This is a genomic window from Lutimaribacter pacificus (assembly GCF_900142185.1).
Lineage (GTDB): Bacteria > Pseudomonadota > Alphaproteobacteria > Rhodobacterales > Rhodobacteraceae > Lutimaribacter > Lutimaribacter pacificus.
Genome location: NZ_FQZZ01000004.1, coordinates 51,297 through 71,666 on the forward strand (window position 1 = coordinate 51,297; position 20,370 = coordinate 71,666).

The 20,370-nt window shown below is 61.7% G+C and carries 19 protein-coding genes, 1 tRNA gene and 1 pseudogene; 1 reads left to right on the forward strand and 20 read right to left on the reverse strand.

Annotated elements, in window-relative coordinates:
* Positions 1-175: 175 nt before the first annotated feature.
* The 8 genes from F3H87_RS11645 to F3H87_RS11680 form a co-directional block, all read right to left on the reverse strand.
* The gene (locus F3H87_RS11645) at positions 176-1,354 is read right to left on the reverse strand and encodes an L-lactate dehydrogenase (protein ID WP_223228043.1); all 1,179 of its coding nucleotides are present in this window, start codon (positions 1,352-1,354) and stop codon (positions 176-178) included.
* A 29-nt stretch (positions 1,355-1,383) separates the two neighbouring features.
* The gene (locus F3H87_RS11650; protein ID WP_149788553.1) at positions 1,384-2,325 is read right to left on the reverse strand and encodes a 2-hydroxyacid dehydrogenase; all 942 of its coding nucleotides are present in this window, start codon (positions 2,323-2,325) and stop codon (positions 1,384-1,386) included.
* Between the two features lie 6 nt (positions 2,326-2,331).
* On the reverse strand, positions 2,332-4,203 hold the full coding sequence (gene ilvD / locus F3H87_RS11655) for a dihydroxy-acid dehydratase (RefSeq protein WP_149788552.1): 1,872 nt from the start codon (positions 4,201-4,203) through the stop codon (positions 2,332-2,334).
* Positions 4,204-4,213: 10 nt separating this feature from the next.
* Entirely contained in the window at positions 4,214-7,675 is a 3,462-nt protein-coding gene (locus F3H87_RS11660; RefSeq protein WP_149788551.1) for an indolepyruvate ferredoxin oxidoreductase family protein, read from the reverse strand.
* Between the two features lie 22 nt (positions 7,676-7,697).
* Positions 7,698-8,897 (reverse strand): serine hydrolase domain-containing protein, encoded by a 1,200-nt coding sequence (locus F3H87_RS11665; RefSeq protein ID WP_149788550.1) that lies wholly within the window; start codon positions 8,895-8,897, stop codon positions 7,698-7,700.
* A 30-nt stretch (positions 8,898-8,927) separates the two neighbouring features.
* Positions 8,928-10,184: a TRAP transporter large permease gene (locus F3H87_RS11670; RefSeq protein ID WP_149788549.1), complete on the reverse strand. Its 1,257-nt coding sequence runs from the start codon at positions 10,182-10,184 to the stop codon at positions 8,928-8,930.
* Positions 10,181-10,735 carry a TRAP transporter small permease gene (locus F3H87_RS11675; protein WP_149788548.1) on the reverse strand — a complete coding sequence of 185 codons (555 nt, stop codon included), beginning with the start codon at positions 10,733-10,735 and terminating at the stop codon, positions 10,181-10,183. The genes F3H87_RS11670 and F3H87_RS11675 overlap by 4 nt, the downstream gene beginning before the upstream one ends.
* A 68-nt stretch (positions 10,736-10,803) precedes the next feature.
* Positions 10,804-11,808 carry a TRAP transporter substrate-binding protein gene (locus F3H87_RS11680; RefSeq protein ID WP_188129213.1) on the reverse strand — a complete coding sequence of 335 codons (1,005 nt, stop codon included), beginning with the start codon at positions 11,806-11,808 and terminating at the stop codon, positions 10,804-10,806.
* Positions 11,809-12,009: 201 nt separating this feature from the next.
* Here F3H87_RS11680 and F3H87_RS11685 point away from each other — a divergent pair, with 201 nt between their 5' ends.
* On the forward strand, positions 12,010-12,972 hold the full coding sequence (locus F3H87_RS11685) for a LysR family transcriptional regulator (RefSeq protein ID WP_149788546.1): 963 nt from the start codon (positions 12,010-12,012) through the stop codon (positions 12,970-12,972).
* Between the two features lie 294 nt (positions 12,973-13,266).
* On the opposite strand, the gene F3H87_RS11690 is transcribed toward F3H87_RS11685, so the two are convergent.
* The 12 genes and pseudogenes from F3H87_RS11690 to ychF form a co-directional block, all read right to left on the reverse strand.
* The gene (locus tag F3H87_RS11690; RefSeq protein ID WP_223228044.1) at positions 13,267-13,947 is read right to left on the reverse strand and encodes a recombinase family protein; all 681 of its coding nucleotides are present in this window, start codon (positions 13,945-13,947) and stop codon (positions 13,267-13,269) included.
* A gap of 99 nt (positions 13,948-14,046) precedes the next feature.
* Complete coding sequence (locus tag F3H87_RS11695) at positions 14,047-14,586, reverse strand: phage terminase small subunit P27 family (RefSeq protein WP_149788544.1); 540 nt, start codon at positions 14,584-14,586, stop codon at positions 14,047-14,049.
* A gap of 30 nt (positions 14,587-14,616) precedes the next feature.
* The gene (locus F3H87_RS11700) at positions 14,617-14,979 is read right to left on the reverse strand and encodes a hypothetical protein (protein ID WP_188129212.1); all 363 of its coding nucleotides are present in this window, start codon (positions 14,977-14,979) and stop codon (positions 14,617-14,619) included.
* Complete coding sequence (locus F3H87_RS11705; RefSeq protein WP_149788543.1) at positions 14,973-15,302, reverse strand: plasmid mobilization protein; 330 nt, start codon at positions 15,300-15,302, stop codon at positions 14,973-14,975. The genes F3H87_RS11700 and F3H87_RS11705 overlap by 7 nt, the downstream gene beginning before the upstream one ends.
* Positions 15,303-15,454: 152 nt before the next feature.
* Positions 15,455-16,324, reverse strand: coding sequence for a hypothetical protein (locus F3H87_RS11710; RefSeq protein ID WP_149788542.1), 870 nt, complete (start codon positions 16,322-16,324; stop codon positions 15,455-15,457).
* 242 nt (positions 16,325-16,566) lie between these two features.
* On the reverse strand, positions 16,567-16,776 hold the full coding sequence (locus F3H87_RS11715; protein ID WP_149788541.1) for a MerR family transcriptional regulator: 210 nt from the start codon (positions 16,774-16,776) through the stop codon (positions 16,567-16,569).
* A gap of 89 nt (positions 16,777-16,865) precedes the next feature.
* A complete protein-coding gene (locus F3H87_RS11720; RefSeq protein WP_149788540.1) occupies positions 16,866-17,567 on the reverse strand; it encodes a hypothetical protein in 702 nt (233 codons plus the stop codon).
* Positions 17,564-18,166, reverse strand: a complete 603-nt coding sequence (locus F3H87_RS21970) for a tyrosine-type recombinase/integrase (protein ID WP_394852167.1) — start codon at positions 18,164-18,166, stop codon at positions 17,564-17,566. The genes F3H87_RS11720 and F3H87_RS21970 overlap by 4 nt, the downstream gene beginning before the upstream one ends.
* Positions 18,167-18,187: 21 nt before the next feature.
* A pseudogene (locus tag F3H87_RS22165) lies at positions 18,188-18,385 on the reverse strand (phage integrase central domain-containing protein); the annotation flags it as partial.
* Between the two features lie 15 nt (positions 18,386-18,400).
* Positions 18,401-18,748, reverse strand: coding sequence for an Arm DNA-binding domain-containing protein (locus F3H87_RS21975; protein ID WP_223228046.1), 348 nt, complete (start codon positions 18,746-18,748; stop codon positions 18,401-18,403).
* Positions 18,749-18,896: 148 nt separating this feature from the next.
* Positions 18,897-18,986: transfer RNA gene (locus tag F3H87_RS11730), tRNA-Ser, on the reverse strand.
* A gap of 254 nt (positions 18,987-19,240) precedes the next feature.
* Positions 19,241-20,338 carry a redox-regulated ATPase YchF gene (ychF, locus tag F3H87_RS11735; RefSeq protein ID WP_149788539.1) on the reverse strand — a complete coding sequence of 366 codons (1,098 nt, stop codon included), beginning with the start codon at positions 20,336-20,338 and terminating at the stop codon, positions 19,241-19,243.
* Positions 20,339-20,370 lie beyond the last annotated feature (32 nt).

Consider the following 20,370-nt stretch of genomic DNA (forward strand, 5'->3'; position numbering starts at 1 on the left):
GGCCCCGAACCACATTGGGCGCAATATGTCGGGGCGATCGTGCAGATCGGCGGGTAATGGCGGAGGGGATGGGTCTGGCGTCGAACGTTCTCCACACTCTAAGACATTGTTTTTCATTAAATATTTATTTTCGCCAATGCCGATCGATCACCCGAGAAGATTCTCGCCTCGCAATTCAGCACTGCGCGGCATCGGAGGTTGTCACGCAGTCACCTGCTATGTCCGATACTCTGGTCACGCCACACAGGGCCATCGCACTCTTGAATTCATTACGATAGGCATTGAGCAGGCCAGCCACACCGGCCTCACCCCGTGCAGCCACAGCGAAGGCCCATGACCTGCCGATCAGAACACCATTCGCACCAAGCGCCCGGGCGCGGAAGACATCGAGCCCGCTGCGCACGCCGCCATCCATCAGAACCTCGGTCTTGTCGCCCACGCGCCGGGCAACCTCGGGCAGGACTGAAATGCTAGAGGCCACCCCGTCAAGCTGTCGACCGCCATGGTTCGACACGATCACAGCATCGGCCCCGGCAGTCACGGCCGCGGTGGCATCTTCGGCCGAAAGGATGCCCTTGATGATTAGCTTGCCCTTCCAGATGCCGCGCAGCCATTCAATGTCTTTCCATGTCACCGAGGCGTCGAACTGGCTGCCGACCCATTCGCGGTACTGGGTTGGATCGGTGGCGGCAGGAACATAAGAGGCGAGATTGCCGAAAGTGTGCGGCTTGCCCTTCAGCCCAACATCCACAACCCAGGTCGGATGCGACAGATAAGAAAGCGGTCCGGCGCGCAATTTGCCCCATACGCTGGCCCCACCGGCGATCCCGTTGCGCACGTCGCGGTAACGTTCGCCGACAACGGCAAGATCGACGGTAAAGACAAGCGTGCGCACGCCGACGCCCCAGGCGCGGTCCAGGATTTCTGTCACGATGCCGCGGTCGCGCAGCATGTAAAGCTGGAACCAGAACGGCTTATCCGAGACTGCGGCGACTTCGTCGAGCGAGCAGATCGATACCGTCGATAGCGTAAAGGGTACTCCGGCTGCATCCGCGGCACGCTTGGCCAGCACCTCGGCGCGGCGGGCCAACATACCCCCCATCCCGACAGGAGCCAGCGCGAGAGGCATGGCGCTCTCCTCGCCTGCCAGCGTGGTGGCGGTCTCAATCTCAGAGACATCCCGCATTACGCGCTGCTCGGGCACGATTTTCGAGAAGTCTGCCATGTTCTTCGCCAGCGTGGTTTCGCCAAAAGCACCGCCATCGACATAGTCGAAAAGGAAGCGCGGCAGCTTGCGCTCGGCAATGCGGCGGTAATCGTCGGTCGAGACGGGAACAAGGTTCATCGTAGGCATGGGATTCCTTCAGCTTTCGTGACAACCGGTCATCCGGTTTCTACCGGGGTCAACACCGTTCCGCTTTCCAGAAATGAAACGACATTTCCGAGCACGCATTGCGCCATGTCCATCCGGCATGCTGATGTTGCGCTGCCAATATGGGGGGTCAGCAGCACGTCTTGTCGCTCCAATAGGGCGGGAAGCACCTGCGGCTCGTCGGCAAAGACATCGAGCCCGGCAGCCCCGAGATGGCCTGCCTCCAACGCATTGCAGAGGGCCTCTTCATCCACAATCCCGCCGCGCGCGGTGTTGACCAGCACGACGCCCTTACGCATCTGCCCAATCCGATCGGCATTGATCAAATTGCGCGTAGCCGGGACAAGCGCGGTATGGACCGAGACAAAATCGCTTTGGCCCAGCAGCTCTGCAAGATCGGGCACGAAAGTTGCGCCAAGGGCGGCTTCGGCCTCTTCGCGGCGGGTGCGGTTCCAATAGTGCACCTTCATGCCAAAGCCCCTGGCGCGCCGCGCAACCGCCTGTGCGATGGGGCCGAAACCCACCAACCCGAGGGCCTGGCCATGCACGCGAGTGCCAAGCGCGGGCGGGGCCTCTCCGGCTGACCATTTCCCAGCCCGCAGATAGCGTTCACCCTCCCCCACACGCCGCGCCGCGCCAAGGATCAGCGCAAAGGCAAGGTCGGCGGTGTCTTCGGTCACGACCGGGGTGTTTGACACCGCGATCCCGCGCGCTGCTGCAGCGGTCAGGTCGATATTGTCCACGCCGACGCCGATGTTTGCGATCAGGCGCTGGCCTTCCGGCATGCCAGCGATGAATTCGCCATCGACCGGATCCATCGCGGTCGAGATATGCGCCAGCGCCTCAGTCGGGATATCGGCGACGGAGGACACCCGGACAAATTCTACAGCCTCGCCGCCCGCCTCTATTCGAGGCAGGGGCAAGGGTCGTGACAGGGTGACAATCTTGGTCATGGCGTTTTATCCTTCTGCCGAGAGCCGTTCGAGGCGGGCCAGGCGCTCGGTATCGCGTGCGCCGCCCTTGTCGGCGGAGCCGGCCACCAGCCCGAACACCCGTAGTGCCGTTGAAATATCTCGCTGGCGCGTCACCGGTTTCCAGGCCTTGTCACCGCGTGCATTCATCTCGTCGCGGCGGCGGGCAAGCTCGTCATCGGACACGTCGAGATGTACGCGCCGGTTGGGGATGTCGAACTCGATCACGTCGCCGTCCTGAACAAGCGCGATTACCCCGCCCGAAGCCGCCTCGGGCGAGATATGGCCGACCGACAGGCCCGATGTGGCACCGGAGAAACGCCCGTCGGTGATCAGCGCGGCTTTGTCTCCAAGCCCCATCGCCTTCATCACACCGGTGGGGGTCAGCATCTCGCGCATGCCCGGCCCGCCGCGCGGGCCTTCATAGCGGATCACCACCACATGGCCCGCCTGCACGGTGCCATTCTGGATTTTCTCCAGCGCCTCTTCCATGCTTTCAGAAACGATGGCCGTGCCGCGGAACTGCCAAAGGTTATCCGGTACACCAGCGGATTTTATGACGCAGCTATCGGGTGCCAGATTGCCGCGCAGAACTGCAAGCCCGCCGTCTTTCGTAAAGGCATGTTCGGCACTGCGGATCACGCCGTTTTCGCGGTCTGTGTCCAGTTCCTTGAAGCGGCTTGATTGCGAAAAGGCACGGATCGACCGGATGCCGCCCGGACCGGCCGAAAACAGTTTGCGCGCGTCTTCGTTGTCTGGGTTCGTGATGTCCCAATCGACGCAATAGTCGGTGACCGATTGACCCAGAACGGTCGGCACATTGCCGTTATACTTGCCAGCCTTCAGCAATTCATGCGCCACCGCCATCACGCCACCTGCGCGGTGCATATCTTCGATGAAAACCTCGTGCGCCGAGGGTGAGACTTTGCACAGACAGGGCGTATCGCGGCTAATCCGGTCGAAATCGTCGATCGAGAAATCGGCCCCGGCTTCGCGGGCTACGGCCAGCAGGTGGAGGATTGTGTTGGTCGAGCCGCCGATCGCCATGGTCATGCGCACGGCATTTTCCAGTCCCTCGCGCGAACAGATCGAACGCGGCAGCAGGCTATCGTCGCCATCGCGGTAATGGGCTTTCGCCATGTCCACGATCCGGTGCGCCGCCTTCTTGAACAGACCCTCGCGGTCGGTATGGGTGGCCACGATGGTGCCGTTGCCCGGCAGGGCCATGCCCAATGCCTCGGTCAGGCAGTTCATCGAGTTGGCGGTGCCCATCAGCGCGCATGAACCGCAGGTCGGACATGCGGCCTCTTCCACCGCGTCGATTTCAGCCTGTGTGGCCGTCGGATCACCCGCGACATAAATCGTGTCGATTGCATCCACGCGCTTTGTCTCGCCACGAAAGTCGAACTTGCCGCTCTCCATTGGCCCGCCTGAGACAAAGATCGTCGGAATGTTGAGGCGGTTCGCGGCCATCAGCATCGCCGGGGTAATCTTGTCGCAATTGCTTAGGCAGATCATCGCGTCGATGGCGTGGGCGTTGGCCATGTATTCGCAGGCATCTGCGATCAGGTCGCGCGAGGGCAGCGAATACATCATGCCTTCGTGCCCCATGGCGATGCCGTCATCTACCGCGATCGTGTTGAATTCTTTGGGCACGCCCCCCGCGGCGCGAATTTCCCTTGCGACAAGGCGGCCAAGGGCCTGCAAGTGCACATGTCCCGGAACCATCTCGGTGAAGGAATTGGCAATTCCAATGATCGGGCGGCCAAATTCTTCGGGCCGGGTGCCTGTGGCACGCCACAATGCACGCGCGCCCGTGTTCATCGCGCCTTGTGTCACCCGGTCAGACCTCAGTTTCATCTGGCTTCTCCTATTCTGCGGCGATCGTGCTTTGATCGGTAATGGCTGCTTTGAGCATTTCGCGGCGTTTCCCGGCGGCCTCGGCGTGGCGTTCGCGCACATGGCCATAGCCCCGGATATATTCAGGCAGGTCCAGTAATTCGATCAGGGCCTCGGCCTTTCCTGCATCCCGGTGGGCCAACGCGAAATCGATATCAGCCTGGTAGTCGGCCAACAGTTTGCGGGCGAGTTTCGCCTCATCGTTATTGCGGAATGGGTCGAACATCGTGCCCCGCAGCCCGCGCAGACGGTTGAGCAGACCAAAGAACCGCATCGCCGTCTTGCCCTTCACAGCGCCCTTGACGGCCTTGCCGGTCTTGGGGTCGGTGCCACCATAGGGCCAGGCGCCGAAGTAGAAGGTGAGGTCCATGTCGCCTTCGAAGGTCTCGTTCAGCTGCTTGCGGAACGAGGGCTCGGAATAGAGCCGCGCGACCTCCCATTCGTCCTTGACCGCCATCAGCTTGTAAAGGCCCTTGGCCACGGCCATCACCGCAGCGTCGGGCAGGCCCGCCTTCTGAACCTCGGCCACGCGGTCGGAATAGGACTTGGCAAAACCCGCTTCCTTATAGTCAGTCAGGTTCTTCACCCGCAGCGCCAGCACGTCCTCCAGGCTCGTCGCACGATGCGTGTCCAGCAGGATCGGGGCCGTGTTGCCCGCCAGGGCGTGGGCTTCGTCCGGGGCCGCGATGGCCAGGCGGCCCAGGTCGAAAGCCTGCATGTTCTTTGGCACGGCCACACCGTTCAGCTCGATCGCGCGGTGGATCGCCTCGAGAGACAAGGGAATGCCGCCTTGCTGCCACGCCGCCCCCATCAGGACCATGTTGGCAAAGACCCGGTCCCCCATGACCTTTTCGGCCAGTTCCTGCGCGTCAAAGGCCACGGCAGCATCGCCCAGCACACGGGTCAGACGCTCGACCTGCTCGGCACCGGAAAGCTGCCAATCGGGGTTCTTGGAGAACTCGGAGGTCGGCACCACGGTCGTGTCTGTCACGGCGACGGATTTGCCCGGGGTGAGTTTCGACAGCGCTTCGTCGCCGGCAGCCACTACCAAGTCACAGCCGATCAGCGCATCCGCTTCACCGCTGGCAATCCGGGTGGCGCGCATATCGTCGGGGCTGCCGGCGATCTTGATATGGCTGTGCACCGCGCCGTATTTTTGCGCCAGCCCGGTGATGTCGAGGTTCGAGGAGAAGTAGCCATCCGCATGCGCCGCCACCGCGAGCGTCTGGCCCACGGTCACTACGCCCGCGCCGCCGATGCCCGAGACGAGGATCGACCACGAGCCATCGATAGGCCGCTTGGGAGGCTTGGTCAGGTGTCTGACGTCAATGCTCACATCCTTACGCTGTACCTTGCGCGGGGTGGCCCCTGTCACCGTGACGAACGAGGGGCAGAATCCTTCGACGCAGGAGAAATCCTTGTTGCAGGATGATTGGTTGATTTTACGCTTGCGGCCCAGTTCGGTCTCCAGCGGCTCGATCGCCATACAGCCCGAAATGGTGGAACAATCGCCGCAACCTTCGCAAACCTCGGGATTGATGAAAACACGCTTGTCTGGATCCACCCACTTGCCGCGCTTGCGCAGGCGGCGGCGTTCGGTGGCGCAGGGCTGGTCGTAGATGATGACGGTGACGCCGGGCTTATCGCGCAGCTCTTTCTGCACCACCTCGAGCTCGGTGCGCGGGTGCAGGCTGACCCCGCCAGTGATCAACGCCTTGCACTCGTATTTGTCGACCTCATCGGTGACCAGCGCGATCCGCTCCACCCCTTCGCCGCGCAACTGTGCGATCATCTGTTCCGGGCTGATCTCGCCATCATGCGGCTGCCCGCCCGTCATCGAGACAAAGCCGTTATGCAGCAGCTTGTAGGTGATGTTCACCCTGGCCGCAATGGCGGCGCGGATGGCCAGAAGGCCCGAATGGAAATAGGTGCCATCGCCCATATTGGCAAAGACATGCGCCTCATCGGTGAACGGGTACTGACCCAGCCACATAACACCCTCGCCGCCCATATGGCTGACCGAGTTCGTCTTGAGCGGGTCGCGCAGCATGGCCATCGTGTGGCACCCGATCCCGGCCAGCGCGCGGCTGCCGTCGATCACTTGGGTGGAGCGGCCATGCGGGCAGCCGGCACAGAACGACGGCGGACGGATCGCCCCACCACCCAGCGACGGCGGCGCAGCGAGACGGTTGGGCGTGGACAGGCCGCAATCGGGGTCGGCTTCCTTGGCGATCTTGACCAGAACTTCGGTAATCTTGCCCGGGTCGATCTCACCGAAGTTGGGGAATGCACAGGCGTTCGGGTCAGCCGCATAGGCCTGACCCGAGAAGGTCTTGCCGACGATGCGGGGCGTCTGGCCCGAGCCATAAAGCGTGGCGCGGATCTGGTCTTCGAGCAGCGGGCGCTTTTCCTCGACCACGATGATCGAATCCAGCCCTTGGGCGAATTCCGTGATCACCTGCGGATCGAGAGGCCAGACCATGCCGACCTTGAGCCGCCGCACCGGCACGTTGCCGATCTTGCCATCCTGATACCCCAGCCCCGCGAGCGCTTGGCTCAGGTCTTGCCACGCCTTGCCGGCCGCGATGATCCCGATGCGGGCGTCCTCTGGCCCGTCCTGCGTGTTGAGGTTGTTGGCGCGGGCATAGGCCAGCACCTTGCGCAGCTTCACATCCCACAGAAGTTGCTCCTGAACCGGGATTGGCGTAAACGGTTTGATCGAGGTATCGGGGCCATCCATCTCAGGAATGACAATCTCGGGGCTGCCCGGCGAAACATAAACCGACCCGCCGCCTTCGACCACGTCAGTGACCAGCTTCATGCCGGTCAGCGTGCCGCTGTAACGGCTCATGGCGATGCCGTGCAGGCCCATGTCCAGAACATCCTGCACGTTGGCGGGCGCCAAGAGCGGGGCTCCGAGCGAGGCGAAGTTCAGGTCGGAATAGCAGGCCAATGTCGAGGACTTAGCCCCGTGGTCATCGCCCACAAGCAGCAGCGTGCCGCCCATGGGATTGGTGCCTGCCAGATTTGCATGACGCAGCGGGTCCATCGACCGGTCCATTCCCGGCGCCTTGCCGTACCAGATGGAAAACACCCCTTCGACCTTCGCGCCGGGGAATGTGCCCACCAATTGCGCGCCCCAGGTGGCAGTGGCCGCAAGGTCTTCATTCAAGCCCGGCTGGAAATGAATGTTATGCGCCTTCAGCTCCGCCTCGGCCTGCCACAGGTTCATGTCATAGGTGCCGACGGGCGAGCCGCGGTAGCCCGAGATATACCCTCCAGTGTTCAACCCCGCGGCCGCATCACGCTTGCGCTGCTGGATCGGCAACCGTACCAGAGCCTGCATTCCAGTCATGTAGACCCAGCCTTCCTCCTGTCGGAGACGATCATCGAGCGTCATCTCAAGGCGCTTCGTTGGCACGTGCTGGGTCATTGGAACACTCCGTCTTAAAGGGTCAGGCAAGCAGGTCCGAGGTTGCAATCGGGCGCAGATAGCGGGTCATCTGCATATTCGGCGTGGTGGAAAAATACGCGATCACGAGATCGCGGCCGGGCGAGACGTAGAGGCCCTGATCCATGAACCCGCCCTTGTAGAAGTCGCCATCGGGCCAGATGCAATCCCACTGCCGGGCGTTGCCAAGCATGCTATCGTCTCCGAAACGATCGGTGAAAACAGGGCCGTCATAGCCTTTCAGGAAAAAAGACTTGTCGCGGGTTCCGCACTGGATGCGGGCAAGCGTGGCCGCGCTGACCGCCTGTTTTGAGGAGATCATGCGCCAGCTTGGGCAGAACAGCATCCCGAACCGGGCCATATCGCGCAGCCGCGATGACACAAGCCCATGCGCTAGCGCCACCCCGTCGGGCGACTGGTGCACCTGAAGTGGCCCCTCGGCTGCGACATGGGTCCAGACAGTCTGCCGGAAAAGCTCGGCCCAGGGCAGCCCCGAGACGGCTTCGGCAAGGTAGACGAGCACTTGCGTACAAGGCGAGCCATATTCGAATTTCTCGCCCGCCGCACTCACGCGCTTGCTGGATTGAAGCACCTCGAGCAGAGTTTCGACCTTGCCGTTATGCGGCACACCGAACTCGGCCAGAAACGCACGGATGGCGTTTGAATACGGATCGGCACGCGTCTGATCGTTCTCCTCGCAGTCCATGCCCGGCGTCATGTCCATCACGTCGCGCACGGTGACGTCGCTCCAATCGGTATCGCGCAAGGCCGGGATGTAGGCGCCGATGCCTTTGGTCTCGTCGATCTGGCCGGCCTCGATCAGGTGCTCGATCAGCAGCCCGGCCATGGGTTTGGCGCAGGAGGCCCAGAGATGGGATTGTTCTGGGCTCAGGTCAGGATAGCTTTCGGCGACGATCTTGCCGTTCTTGATCACGACAATCGCGCGCGCACCACCCTGCGGGTGGGTCAGGAAATCCCGCAGCGGCAGATTGCCGAATTCGGTTTCGGCCGTGACATCCATGATGCCGGTGATCGGGGCGGCGTCGAGCGTGGCGGGGGTATGCGCGCTGGACACGACCGCGGTCGGCATGGTTTCCGAGATGCGCGTGCACCACCAGTGCGAAACCTCGCCGCATTCCAGCAGCTTCGGCACGCTGACTTGGGACCGCAGGCGATAGGTGCTATCGGCAGAGATGGTACGCATGAGTATTTCCTTTCCAAACAAGCCGGTCGGTCACAGCAATCCCAGCGAAAGCCGGGGGATGGCAGAGATGATGATCAGGCCCAGCAACAGGATCGCGATATAGGGCAGCACCGACATCACCAGCTCGTTGAACTTCTGTTTGAACGTCACCAGCGCGACCATCAGGTTCATGCCGACCGGCGGTGTGAGATAGCCGATTTCGAGATTGACGATCATGATGATCCCGAAATGAACCGGGTGAAAGCCATAGGCCTGCGCCACAGGCATCAGGATCGGGCCAAGGATCAGGATCGCCTCGTTCGTTGTCATGAATGCACCGACCGCCAGAAGCAGCAAGTTGATCACCACGAGGAAGGCGATCGGGTTGTCGATCCAGGCACTCACCAGGTCAACCATCTGGGCCGGAACGCGGTATTCCGTCAGCACGAGGTTGAGTGACAGGGCAACCGCGATCAGCGGGAACAGCGCACCGCCGAGTTTCGCCGTTTCGGTGACCACGTTGAAGTATTTCTTCAGCGTCATCTCGCGGTGGACGAAGAATTCGATCACCAGCGCATAGACCAGCGCGACAGCCGCGCTTTCGGTGGGCGAATAGTAGCCGGAATAGATACCGCCCAGCAGGATCACCGGAAAGAGCGCGGCCCAGATCCCTTCGCGCAACGCGATTCGCAACTCGCCCCAATCCATTTTTTGCGCGGGTTGGTGGCGGTTCGCCCAGATCGCGTAACCGGTCATCAACACGATCAGCACCATGCCCGGCATGATCCCAGCAAGGAACAGATCTACGATCGAGGTCTCGGTCACCAGGCCATAGAGGATCAGCGGGATCGAGGGCGGAATGATTATCCCGAGCGTGCCGCCCGAAACCACCGTTCCCAGCGCGAAGCGGTTCGTATACCCGGCTTCCTTCATGGCGGGATAAAGCACCGATCCCACCGCGATCATCGTCACGATGGAGGAGCCGGAAATCGCCGCGAACACCGCGCAGCTGATGATCGCCGCTACCCCCAGCCCGCCACGTGTCGGCGCGGTCATCGCCCTGACAATACGCACCAGCCGCCGCGCCGCGGTGCCCTCGGTCATGATCGCACCGCACAGCAGGAAGAGCGGGACGGAGAGGATCAGCTCCTTATTGAGCGAGGTCCACATGTCCTCTACGATGTAGTCGAGATAGCCATGCCCCCAGACCATGTGCACATAGGCAATCGCCGCAAGCAGGATAACGGTGAGGGGCTGGCGCACGACCAGCAGGGCCACAACCAAGCCGAGAAGAAGGATCGCGCTCATTCTGGCAACTCCTCGCGCTCAGGGGCGCTCTGCGGCCAGATCGCAAAGGCCAGATACCGCAGCCCGGCGGAGGCAAACCCGATGGGGATAGCGGTCTGGATGATCCAGACGGGCCAGTCGAGGCCGGGCATCACTGTGCCAATGGACCGCGATGAAATTACGAAAAGCGCGCCGTAATAGGCGGTTGCAAAGAACACAGCGGCGCTGACGAGGTTGCCAAGACGGTCAACCACAAGCCCCCAACTGGCCGGAATCCATTTGAACGCGATGCGCGGCACGATCTGCGCGCCGGTCGCAACGCTCACCCCAAGCCCTGCAAAAGCGGCGATGACCAACAGGAAAAGCGCCATCTTGCCCGCGCCGTAAACACCGGTGGCCCCCATCTCCAGTCCGAGCGACCGCCCAACCGGGCCGATAAACTCACGCCCAGCGACATCAGCGAAGATCAGGAGCCCAATCAGGCTGAAGGCGACAACGGCAATCCAGCGCTCCAGCAGGTGCCAGACATGTAGGCAGCGTGTGATATAAGCGGGTGAAGTGGGTCCGGTCATGAGGGGCTCCCGTCAAAAAGCGAGAGGCCGGGCATCACATCGGAAAACCCGGCCCTTTGCGAGGAAGGTTATGGCGCGCAGTTGGCCTTGCCTTCTTCGATTAGCTTCATGATCTGCTCGCCGTCTGCACCGTACTCGGCGGTCATTTCCGCCCAGAAAGGGGGCAGCTTGTCGCGGAAGCTCACGATTTCCTCATCGGTGACTTCGACGACCTGGCCGCCGCTCTCGATGTGCATCTGGCGCAGCACGTCCTCAAAGGCGAACACTTCGTCCATGATCTCCTTGGATGTGAACCGCTCAAGCGCGCGTTTCATCGCGGCCTGATCCTCTTCGCTCATGCGATCCATGACGCGCTGGCTCACCGCCCACATGCCGGGGCCGTTAGAATAGTTATACTCGGTCACAACCGGCGCGACCTTGTTCAGGCCCGACGGGATGTAGAAGGTATAGACGGTCGGGTACATGTCGATCAGGCCAGTGGACAGAGCCGAAGCCGCTTCGCCGGGCGAGACCGGCACTGGGTTGGCGCCCATCGCGCGCCAATAGGCCGAGTTGATCTTGTTAACCGAAATGCCAACCTTGAGCCCTTTAAGCTCGTCCGCGCTGCGCACCGGGCGATCGGCCGTGAACCAGCCATTGCCAACCTCAGCCCAGGAGCCAAAATACACGCCTTTAGAGCCGAGGCGCTCGCGGATTTCGTCCGTCAGGTAGTTGTCCTGCACGCAGGCGCGCTGATCGTTGCTGTCATAGAGGCCGTAAAGCTGCATCAACCCGATTTCCGGGGCTTGCTGCGCGCCGGCACTCACGGTGAAAAGACCCATATCGATCCGCCCACGCGCCAGCTGCGCCAGGGTGTCGTTCTCGGTGCCAAGCTGCGAGTTGAAGTAGGGCTCAACCTTGAGGCGCCCTTCGCTTTCTTCGGCAACCGCCTCGGCCAGCCGCTTGATCTGCGCGCCCCACGGAGTTTTCTCAGGAGCAACGGTCGCAAGCTTGAGAACAGTCTCGGCCTGGGCGCCGGAGGCAGTGGCCATCGCCATCAGCCCAACGACTGCAAGTGTTTTAAAGATTGCCATTTTTCTCCTCCTACTCATGGCAGTTCGTAATTGGACGCAGTATCAGCAGCTTTCACCATTCAGCCCACTTTACTTTTCTAATAATAACATTCAGGCTTTGAATAATTCGGGAATCTCGTTTGAGTACAGGAAGTTGGACCTGTTGTGGGATATTCGGAACGTGACGTCACAAGACGAAGCACTCAGCAGAGTAGTTGGAAAATGCAAAACCTGACGCAGCTCCATTATTTTTGGCTCGTCGCGCGAGAAGGCAGCTTTGCACGGGCTGCAGAACTGGCGCATATTTCTCAACCCGCTCTCAGCAATGCCATCAAAAGCCTTGAACGGCGCGTCGGGTTTGTGCTGTTCGAGCGATCTGAACGTCCGATCCGGCTGACACAAGAGGCGCGATCAATCCTGAGACAGGTCGAAGCGACACTACGCGAAGCGCATAACCTCGATCAAACGCTCGAGAACCTTTCCACCGGCGAATATGGCCATATCCGCGCAGGAATGACTGCGGTCTTTTCCACCGCTCTCGGCGGCCCGATACTGGCGGAGTGGCACAATGCGCACCCGAACGTCACGCTCGAGCTGATCATCGGGGAAACCCCGGAGCTGATCGGCGCGATGCGAGACAATACTCTCGATCTGATCGTCGGGGACACGCGCGATCTCCGGCACGACGTCGATGACCTGGGCATGACGGCGTTGCCTCCGATTCCCGGGGGCGCCTTTTGCCGCGCGGGCCATCCGATCCTGACCCTGCGCCACCCGACCGCCGCAGACCTCGCGCGCTATCGCTTTGCGGGAACGCATTTTCCCGATGCCATCGTTGGCGCACTCGCGCGTTTTCTAGGCCGCAAGGACGGTGATCTCAGTCCGGTCATCTCGATCGACAGTCACAATATCGCGGCCGTGCGCGATGCGGTTGCCGAAAGTGATCTGATCCTGTTGACAACGTCCGGGACGGTCCGCAATGCCTTGGCGCTTGGCGTGTTGCAGCAGATCCCGATCGATTTGGGAATTGATGGCAAATGGGCCGTCGCCAAACGCCGCGGGCGGGTGCTCCATTCGGCAACCGACACGTTGATCAACAAGATCGTCGAGATCGCGCGAAGAGAGCATGATCAGCGCCTCGCCCCCTATGTGCCGCAACTCGTTCCATCCAGACCCGGACCATAGCAGGTTTCGCCCCACGCACGGGCCGGATCGTCAGCGACCGGTTTTCTTGCCGCGTGACAGCATCCCGACCAGTGCGATTGCAGCGAGTTTCACGCTGCGATCACGCGCATCACAAAAGCGTGATGACCGAGTTGGGCTCTTCGCCGCCATCGAAGCGAATGCGGCATCTTCGCTAGGCCAGTAGCACCGCCCTGGCGTTGTCAGGCGGTTTCTAACGAGTCTCTGCAAGGACAGTGAGTGTCCTTTACACCGCACCGAGTTGGCGCCCCTCGGCCAGAGCGACGGCACCCTGCCTCACCCCACATTTCCAATCCGCCCCAGCAGGTTCCGTACACTGGACACATGCCACCGACCACCGCGCCTGGTCATCATGCCCCGCGTGGTCAGCTGCTCGGCGATCGCGCGAAGCGATGTGTACCCCTCCGCCCGGATGGCCTCGATAACCGGCGCAAGGGCCGCGGCATGCGCATCGGCATTTTGCGAGACGGTTTCCCTCAGCGCGCCCCCGCCCTTCCCGGCCCGCCTGAGCGCAGCGGCACCGTTTGGGTTGCCCAGCTTGACGCCCCGCGCCTTCGCAGCTGCCAGCGCCTCCTTCGTCCGCCTGGAGATCGCTTCCCGTTCCTGTTGGGCCACCAGCGCCATGATGCCAACAGTCAGGTCATTGGCCTCCGGCATGTCGCAGGCGACGAAGCGTACGCCGCTCGATTGCAGCGTCAGCAGGAAAGCTGCATTACGGCTCAGCCGATCCAGCTTGGCGATGACCAGCGTGGAGCCGGTCAGGCGAGCCAACGTCAGCGCGCGTTCCAGTTCCGGCCGATCATTCTTGCCACCGCTTTCGATCTCGGTGAAGCGGGCAAGAACCGCGGCGCCTCGTTCCTGTGCGAAGGCATCGATGGCGGCCCGCTGCGCGTCGAGCCCCAACCCCGACCGCCCCTGGCGCGCGGTCGAGACCCGCTCGTAGGTTACCAGTTTCAAGGATGGGGCAGCCTCTCTGACCATGTACAAACCTGCCTGACGTTGGATTGGCAGCTGTGTACATTGCTCAACGCACCTCGATAGGGAAGTCGATTGCGGTCAGAGATCTTCGTTTACGGTGATCGTGACCGGGTTGTCGCTGGGTTTATCTCTTTCCCGCGGCTGACCGCCCAACAGCGGCTTGTCGAACCGGTTGCCATCCTCATCCACGCCGACGATCACAACCTCGATCTTGTCCACCGGCGCGTGCTGCGCCCCAAGCGGCATATCAAGCCGGGTGCGCGCCACCGGCGTCAGACCGAGCTCCGTCATGTAGCGCCCCATGAGTTCCAGCTGCTTGTTGGCGACCGTCAGCCAGGGGGATTGCTGCACATAGCCGCTGGGCGTCTTCAGCAGGGTCGGTGTCCCGGCCAGCTTCTCCTCCGCCTCGACCCAGCGCGCCCAGGCCTGGCAATAGGCTGCCAGCGCAGCCCGATCCGCCAGCGACAGCAACCCGGCACGGTGCAGCGGTGTGGCAAGTCTGCGCCATTCCTTTTTCGCGGCATCGGACAGGTGATCCGGACAGCGCGGCAGGGCGCCGACCGCGGTATTTCTGAGCGTCCCGGCTCGCGGGACCGGCTTGCGGCCCCTACGGCTCATGGTCCACCGCCTCGCCTGCCCGCGCTTCGATCAGTTGGTGATCGGGCAGAAACAGGCGTAGCGGTCGGCATCGAGGCCAGCAAAGGCGATCTCCTCGAAACGGTCGATCACCTCCTGCTCCTGGTCTTCGGTCGGGGCGTCCTCGCGGGCAAAGCTGACGACGCCGGCGCAATAGGTCCATTTGTGCGGGCAGACATCAATCAGGTCGATCATGCTCTGGGGATCGCCGCGCACGACCTCCGGCAGAGGCGCGCGCGTCACGCTCATGGGCTGGCCCGAGGCGTCGCGGATCAGGTCGCGATTGTCGTCATAGGCAAGCACGGTGCGGGCGGTCAGGTATTCGACAGGCCCCGCGCCGCCGCCCTTGCCGTTGGGGAAGAACTTGATCAGCATCCGGGCGGCCTCCGGTGCTGGGCGATGATCTCCGCCAACCGCCGCTCGATGCCGACCAGCGCCGCCGCCACGCGCAGGGCCTCGACCTCGCGGGCCCGGCCCGCGCGGGTCGCCGTGTTGATCCACCGCGCGATCTGGTTGAGGTTCCCGCCGTAGCGGGACACAGCCAGCACGAGCGCGGGATCGACACGGGGCGCAGGCTTGCGCCGCTTCGGAGCCGCACCCGTGGCGAGCTGCCGAAGCATGGCGGACATGGACATCCCGCGATCCGCAGCCGCCTGCCGGATCAGCGCCTTTTCCTCGGAGGAGCAGTAGAAGAACACGGCTTCCTGCTTCTCCGAGGGGACTGCGCCCTGCGCGGTCCGGTTGGGGTTCGAAGGGGAGGCTTGCCGCCCCTCGCAAGGCCCCGGTTCGACGGTCGAAGACCTAGAACCGGGTCGCCTTGCTCTTTGCTCAGACTGCTTGATGTTCGAAGTCACCATGCCACCTCCGCACGGCGAAGCTCCGGTTCCGAAACCAGACCGCGCAACAGCAGCTCACCAGCCTGATTGCGCGAGATGTGCTGGCACATCCAATTGCGCTCGCGGACCCACCCGGCAAGCTGGCGAAAGTGCTTTCCCTCAAGTTCGGCGGCGTCGATCTGCGCTTCACGGGCCTCCTCGACAAATCGTTGCCAGCGGCTTTCCCGAAACCAGTTGTCGGAGAAGCAAACCTTCGAGCGGGTGTAGCCTTCGGTCTCGGTCGCATAGGCATTGACTGCGCAGATAAATTCCTCGGCGGTCGTGCCGTCCTCGATGGCCCGCTCGAATTGCTGCCGGCAGGTGGTCTTGTTCCGACGCCGATCCGGCGGATAGGCGGCCCATGCTTTCTCGAAATCCCGATCCTCCGCCTCGCGCGTGTCCGCGCGCGTAGGTGGTTTCTGGATGGTTTTAGGATGGTTTGGGGTCCGCTCTGGACCCGGTACCCCGTCCGGAGCGGACCCCGTTCCGGGGTCATGAGGAACCCCGTCCGCTGTGGGCCCCGTCGAAAACTCGGGTTCGTCGTCAGGTTCGGAGATCGTTTCCAGGGCGTTCACCACGCCCAGAACTATCCGGTAGATCACCGTATAGCCGTTCTTGCAGGGGCGCCGACCGGTCTCGACCAGAAGGCCCTCGCGCAAGAACTCGGTGATCGTCCGCTTGACGGTCGACTCGCCCAACTCAGTGTGGCGCTGGACGGTCCCCTTCGAACACCAGATCCCCGATCCATCGTCGCTGGCCTTGTCTGCCAGGAACATGATGATCTGCTTACGCACGGGGCTGCCGAACCTCCTCTCGGCGCAGAGGTTCGCTACCTTCCAGCTCATGACGTTCTACCGGGACGGGGCATCACGCTTTGGGCGCTGTCAGACTTTGGAATAGGGCTGTCGTACTCGTTTTTGTTTCTCATTTTGGCAAGCCTCTCCCATCAGCCCGCTTTACGCGCGCTGGCGACACCGTGAACGGTATCAGGTGCAGGGTTGAGTATTGGGGCGGCTTGGGCTTAGACTTCCGGTGCGCAAGAAATCAAAGCAAGGCTCCGCCCGATGCGGGGTTTTGCTTTTCTAGCCTAGGCCATATCGCCTGGAGAAACGCGGCTCTCTTCAACGTACGCGTTCAGATCAGCACCATGATATTTCACGCGCCGACCAAACTTCAGGAAGGGAGGCCCCACGCGACGATGCCTCCACTGCGCCCGTTTTGATCGAGGCGCAATCAGATCAAGTTCATCATCCGCATCGTCATACAGGCGATCTGCTTCAAATAGCTGCAATGACATCTAACCAACTCCGCTTTCTTTCGTTCATAGCTGGATAGTCGCACTGGATTCGTTTGGTTTGTATTGGGGAGCGCAAACCGCACTGTAAGCTATTGAAATATAATACCCAATGGCTGATCTGGCGCACGCATTCGAATGCGGCGCGTTTGCGTGAGTTGCTGCCAAAAATGTTGATTCCAGTGCTCAAAATCTTCGGGAAGAACCACAGGATTCTGCTCTTCCGGAAGGGCATCAGACCACGCATTATAATCTCGGTTTCGAAAATATACGTGCGCATATGGCAGCACACACTCGAAACGCTTAAACCTTTGTCTGAAACTATCATCCGAGAGAAAGCGATAGCCATCTGGCCACTCTGAGAAGTCTGGAATATCTGCTCCATTCGAGCGGCCCAGTTTAATTGCAGCTCGGCTACGTCCCAGGCTAACTCTTGCCTTCGCAATCGCAGCTTGCTTCGAACTCCCCAATACCATGTAGTCCAAAGCTCGTCCGAGCGGTATCAATTCGTTGTTGTGGACCTCTGGCCATTCCCTTCGAGCAGCCAAGTATTCTTGGCGGGCGTCATCAAATGCAACCACCATTCCTTGGTACGCAGCACGAGCCACAAGATTCAGTTTTCTACGGTGCTTCTGATGCCAACGAGTAATTTCTTCGGCTAGCGCGCCCTTATAGAGGCTATAGAAGCTTAGTTGGAACCGACTGGCCATCAGAAGGCACTCCACAGCAAGCCAGCGCGCCTCCGGCTCGAGAATGAACTGCCAGCCGCTAGTCTGTGCCTTTACGAACTTCATGCCGTCGTTCCCTCGCCAACGCAGAACTCCGACCATTGCCCCATCAACTCACGCCTCTTGAGCAACAATTCGCTTCGCGCATAGGCTCGCTCGACCTCTGACCCGACCTTGTGGCCCAAGCTCATTTCCGCGACTTCGCGCGGATGGTTCCCCACCTCGGAAGCCCAATCCCGAAACGCTGACCTGAACCCGTGTACGGTCACGCCCTCGATATTCATGCGCCGCAGCAGCATCAACATCGACATGTTCGAAAGCGGCTTGTGTCGACGCTGCCCCTCAAAGACACACTCCGCCCGAAGCGCCTTCAGTGGTTCGACAATTTCCAGCATCTGATCGGTAAGCGGAACACGGTGCTCGGTCCCCGTCTTGGTCCGATCTTCGGGAATCGTCCAGATCAGTTCATCGAAATCAAACTCCGTCCAGACAGCTTGCAGGACCTCGCTGGTTCGGCACCCGGTCAGGCACGTGAACATCAGAGCCTTTGCTGCCGTCCCGCTTTGTTGCGAGGGCTGCGCGTAGAATGCGGGCACATTCTGCCAGCGCATCGCGTTGTGGTGCTTCACCTTGGCCTTCACGCGCGGCAGCACACGGGCGTCCATCACGACCGTCACAGGGTTTTCACCCTCGCGGTAGCCACGAGACCGGGCCACATCCAGGACCGCCTTCATTCGCTGCGCCACCCTGCGCGCTGTTTCGTGCTTCTCGGTCCAGATCGGGGACAGCACCTGCAAGATTTCCGGCTGGTCGATGTCCGAGACGGGCATTCGGCCGATCTTGGGGAAAGCATAATCTGCAAGCGTATTGATCCACTGCTGACCGTGCTTCGGGTTCTTTCATGTCGGCAGGCGCTCGATGTGGACCTGTCGGGCAACCTCTTCGAAACAAGGCACGTCCTGGTCCTTGTGAAATTTTGGGTTGAGGCCCTGCTTGGCGAGGCGGCGATACTCCAGGGCGCGTTCGCGCGCCACGTTGAGCGTCACCACGTCAGCACCGCCGAGGCCAAAATCGGTGCGGAGCGGCTTTCCCTGCCGATTCCGCTGCCCCTTCACCGTGACGCGGACGATCCAGCGCCGCGCGCCGGATGGATCGACCACCAGATACAGCCCGTGGCCGTCGCCATGTCGGCCAGGGCCTAGCGTCCGGAGCAGATTCTTCGTCAGCTTTCCCGAGGTATAGGCCATAGAAAATACCACAGTTCGTACCACCAAATGAACAGAACCGAGCGCAATCGAAACGAAGCCAGTGAGAACAACGAACGAGAATAAGCACATAAGTCCATAGACTTAAACGCTACCAAGCGCCCCAAGGCCATTCAATGAAAATGGTAGGTGGCGGAGACGATGGGATTCGAACCCACGAGACCCTTCCGGGCCTACTCCCTTAGCAGGGGAGCGCCTTCGACCACTCGGCCACGTCTCCGCCGACGGGTTTATCCATCGTGCCCCGCAGGGACAAGCGGAAAATCGGAAATTTTGCAGCCCGTGTTGCGGGTCGCCCTGCGGCAGCCCGGCAGGGGCCGTTTCGAGGCGGGTTTCCCTCTGGCGGGCGCGTCGGATCGAGGATGGCGGCCGCCCTGCGGCAGCCGCCTCGGACGGGCGCAGAGAAGCCCGCCGGGAAGGATACCGGCCACGAAACCGCGCGGTTCCGGCCGGAGATCGCGCGGTTTGGCGCGATCAGGTGTTGAACAGGAAATGCATCACGTCGCCATCCCTGACGACATAGCCCTTGCCCTCGGCCCGCATCTTGCCGGCCTCCTTGGCGCCCTGTTCGCCGCCGCAGGCAATGAAATCGTCATAGGCGATGGTTTCGGCGCGGATGAAGCCCTTTTCGAAATCCCCGTGGATCACGCCCGCCGCCTGCGGCGCCGGTGTGCCCTGGCGGATGGTCCAGGCGCGGGCTTCTTTCGGGCCGACGGTGAAATAGGTTTCCAGGTGCAGCAGATCGTAGCCTGCACGGATCAGCCGGTCGAGCCCCGGCTCCTCCAGCCCCATCTCCTCAAGAAACATCGTTGCCTCGTCGTCATCCAACTGGCTGATCTCTTCCTCGATCCGGGCCGAGATGATGACATGCCCGTTGCCCTGCGCCGCGGCCATGTCGGCCACCGCGGCCGAATGGGCGTTGCCGGTGGCGGCGTCCTCTTCGGACACGTTGCAGACATAAAGCACGGGCTTGGTGGTCAGCAGTTGCAGCATCTTCCACGCCTTCGCATCCTCGTCGGCGACCTCGGACACGCGGGCGGGCTGGCCGTTTTCCAGCACCTCCTGCGCCATCGCCAGAAGGCGGTCCTGCTGCTGCGCTTCCTTGTCGTTGCCTTTCAGCTTGCGCACCAGGTTGGCGCGGCGTTTCTCGATCGATTCGAGATCGGCCAGCATCAGCTCGGTCTCGATCACCTCGGCATCGGCGACAGGATCGACCCGGCCTTCGACATGGGTGACATCGCCATCCTCGAAACAGCGCAGCACATGGGCAATGGCGTCGACCTCGCGGATATTGGCCAGGAACTGGTTGCCCAGCCCCTCACCCTTGCTGGCACCCTTCACCAGCCCGGCGATATCGACGAACGTCATGCGGGTGGGAATGATGCTGGCCGATTTGGCAACCTCGGCCAGCTTGTCCAGCCGCGCGTCGGGCACGTTCACCTCGCCCACGTTGGGCTCGATCGTGCAGAACGGAAAATTCGCCGCCTGCGCCGCCGCGGTTTTCGTCAGCGCGTTGAACAGGGTGGACTTGCCCACGTTGGGCAGGCCCACGATCCCCATCTTGAAACCCATTGCGGCCTCCGTGATCCAGTGTTGCCGCGCTT

Excerpts from the sequence above, each read along its gene's own strand:
- F3H87_RS11670 (WP_149788549.1), bottom strand. The coding sequence starts at position 10,184 with ATGAGCGCGATCCTTCTTCTCGGCTTGGTTGTGGCCCTGCTGGTCGTG.
- F3H87_RS11675 (WP_149788548.1), bottom strand. The coding sequence starts at position 10,735 with ATGACCGGACCCACTTCACCCGCTTATATCACACGCTGCCTACATGTC.
- ychF (WP_149788539.1), bottom strand. The coding sequence starts at position 20,338 with ATGGGTTTCAAGATGGGGATCGTGGGCCTGCCCAACGTGGGCAAGTCC.
- F3H87_RS11715 (WP_149788541.1), bottom strand. The coding sequence starts at position 16,776 with ATGTCATTGCAGCTATTTGAAGCAGATCGCCTGTATGACGATGCGGAT.
- F3H87_RS11710 (WP_149788542.1), bottom strand. The coding sequence starts at position 16,324 with ATGAGCTGGAAGGTAGCGAACCTCTGCGCCGAGAGGAGGTTCGGCAGC.
- F3H87_RS11695 (WP_149788544.1), bottom strand. The coding sequence starts at position 14,586 with ATGAGCCGTAGGGGCCGCAAGCCGGTCCCGCGAGCCGGGACGCTCAGA.
- F3H87_RS11685 (WP_149788546.1), top strand. The coding sequence starts at position 12,010 with ATGCAAAACCTGACGCAGCTCCATTATTTTTGGCTCGTCGCGCGAGAA.
- F3H87_RS21970 (WP_394852167.1), bottom strand. The coding sequence starts at position 18,166 with ATGGACGCCCGTGTGCTGCCGCGCGTGAAGGCCAAGGTGAAGCACCAC.
- ilvD (WP_149788552.1), bottom strand. The coding sequence starts at position 4,203 with ATGAAACTGAGGTCTGACCGGGTGACACAAGGCGCGATGAACACGGGC.
- F3H87_RS11645 (WP_223228043.1), bottom strand. The coding sequence starts at position 1,354 with ATGCCTACGATGAACCTTGTTCCCGTCTCGACCGACGATTACCGCCGC.
- F3H87_RS11660 (WP_149788551.1), bottom strand. The coding sequence starts at position 7,675 with ATGACCCAGCACGTGCCAACGAAGCGCCTTGAGATGACGCTCGATGAT.
- F3H87_RS11680 (WP_188129213.1), bottom strand. The coding sequence starts at position 11,808 with ATGGCAATCTTTAAAACACTTGCAGTCGTTGGGCTGATGGCGATGGCC.
- F3H87_RS11720 (WP_149788540.1), bottom strand. The coding sequence starts at position 17,567 with ATGAAGTTCGTAAAGGCACAGACTAGCGGCTGGCAGTTCATTCTCGAG.
- F3H87_RS11650 (WP_149788553.1), bottom strand. The coding sequence starts at position 2,325 with ATGACCAAGATTGTCACCCTGTCACGACCCTTGCCCCTGCCTCGAATA.
- F3H87_RS21975 (WP_223228046.1), bottom strand. The coding sequence starts at position 18,748 with ATGGCCTATACCTCGGGAAAGCTGACGAAGAATCTGCTCCGGACGCTA.
- F3H87_RS11700 (WP_188129212.1), bottom strand. The coding sequence starts at position 14,979 with ATGCTGATCAAGTTCTTCCCCAACGGCAAGGGCGGCGGCGCGGGGCCT.
- F3H87_RS11665 (WP_149788550.1), bottom strand. The coding sequence starts at position 8,897 with ATGCGTACCATCTCTGCCGATAGCACCTATCGCCTGCGGTCCCAAGTC.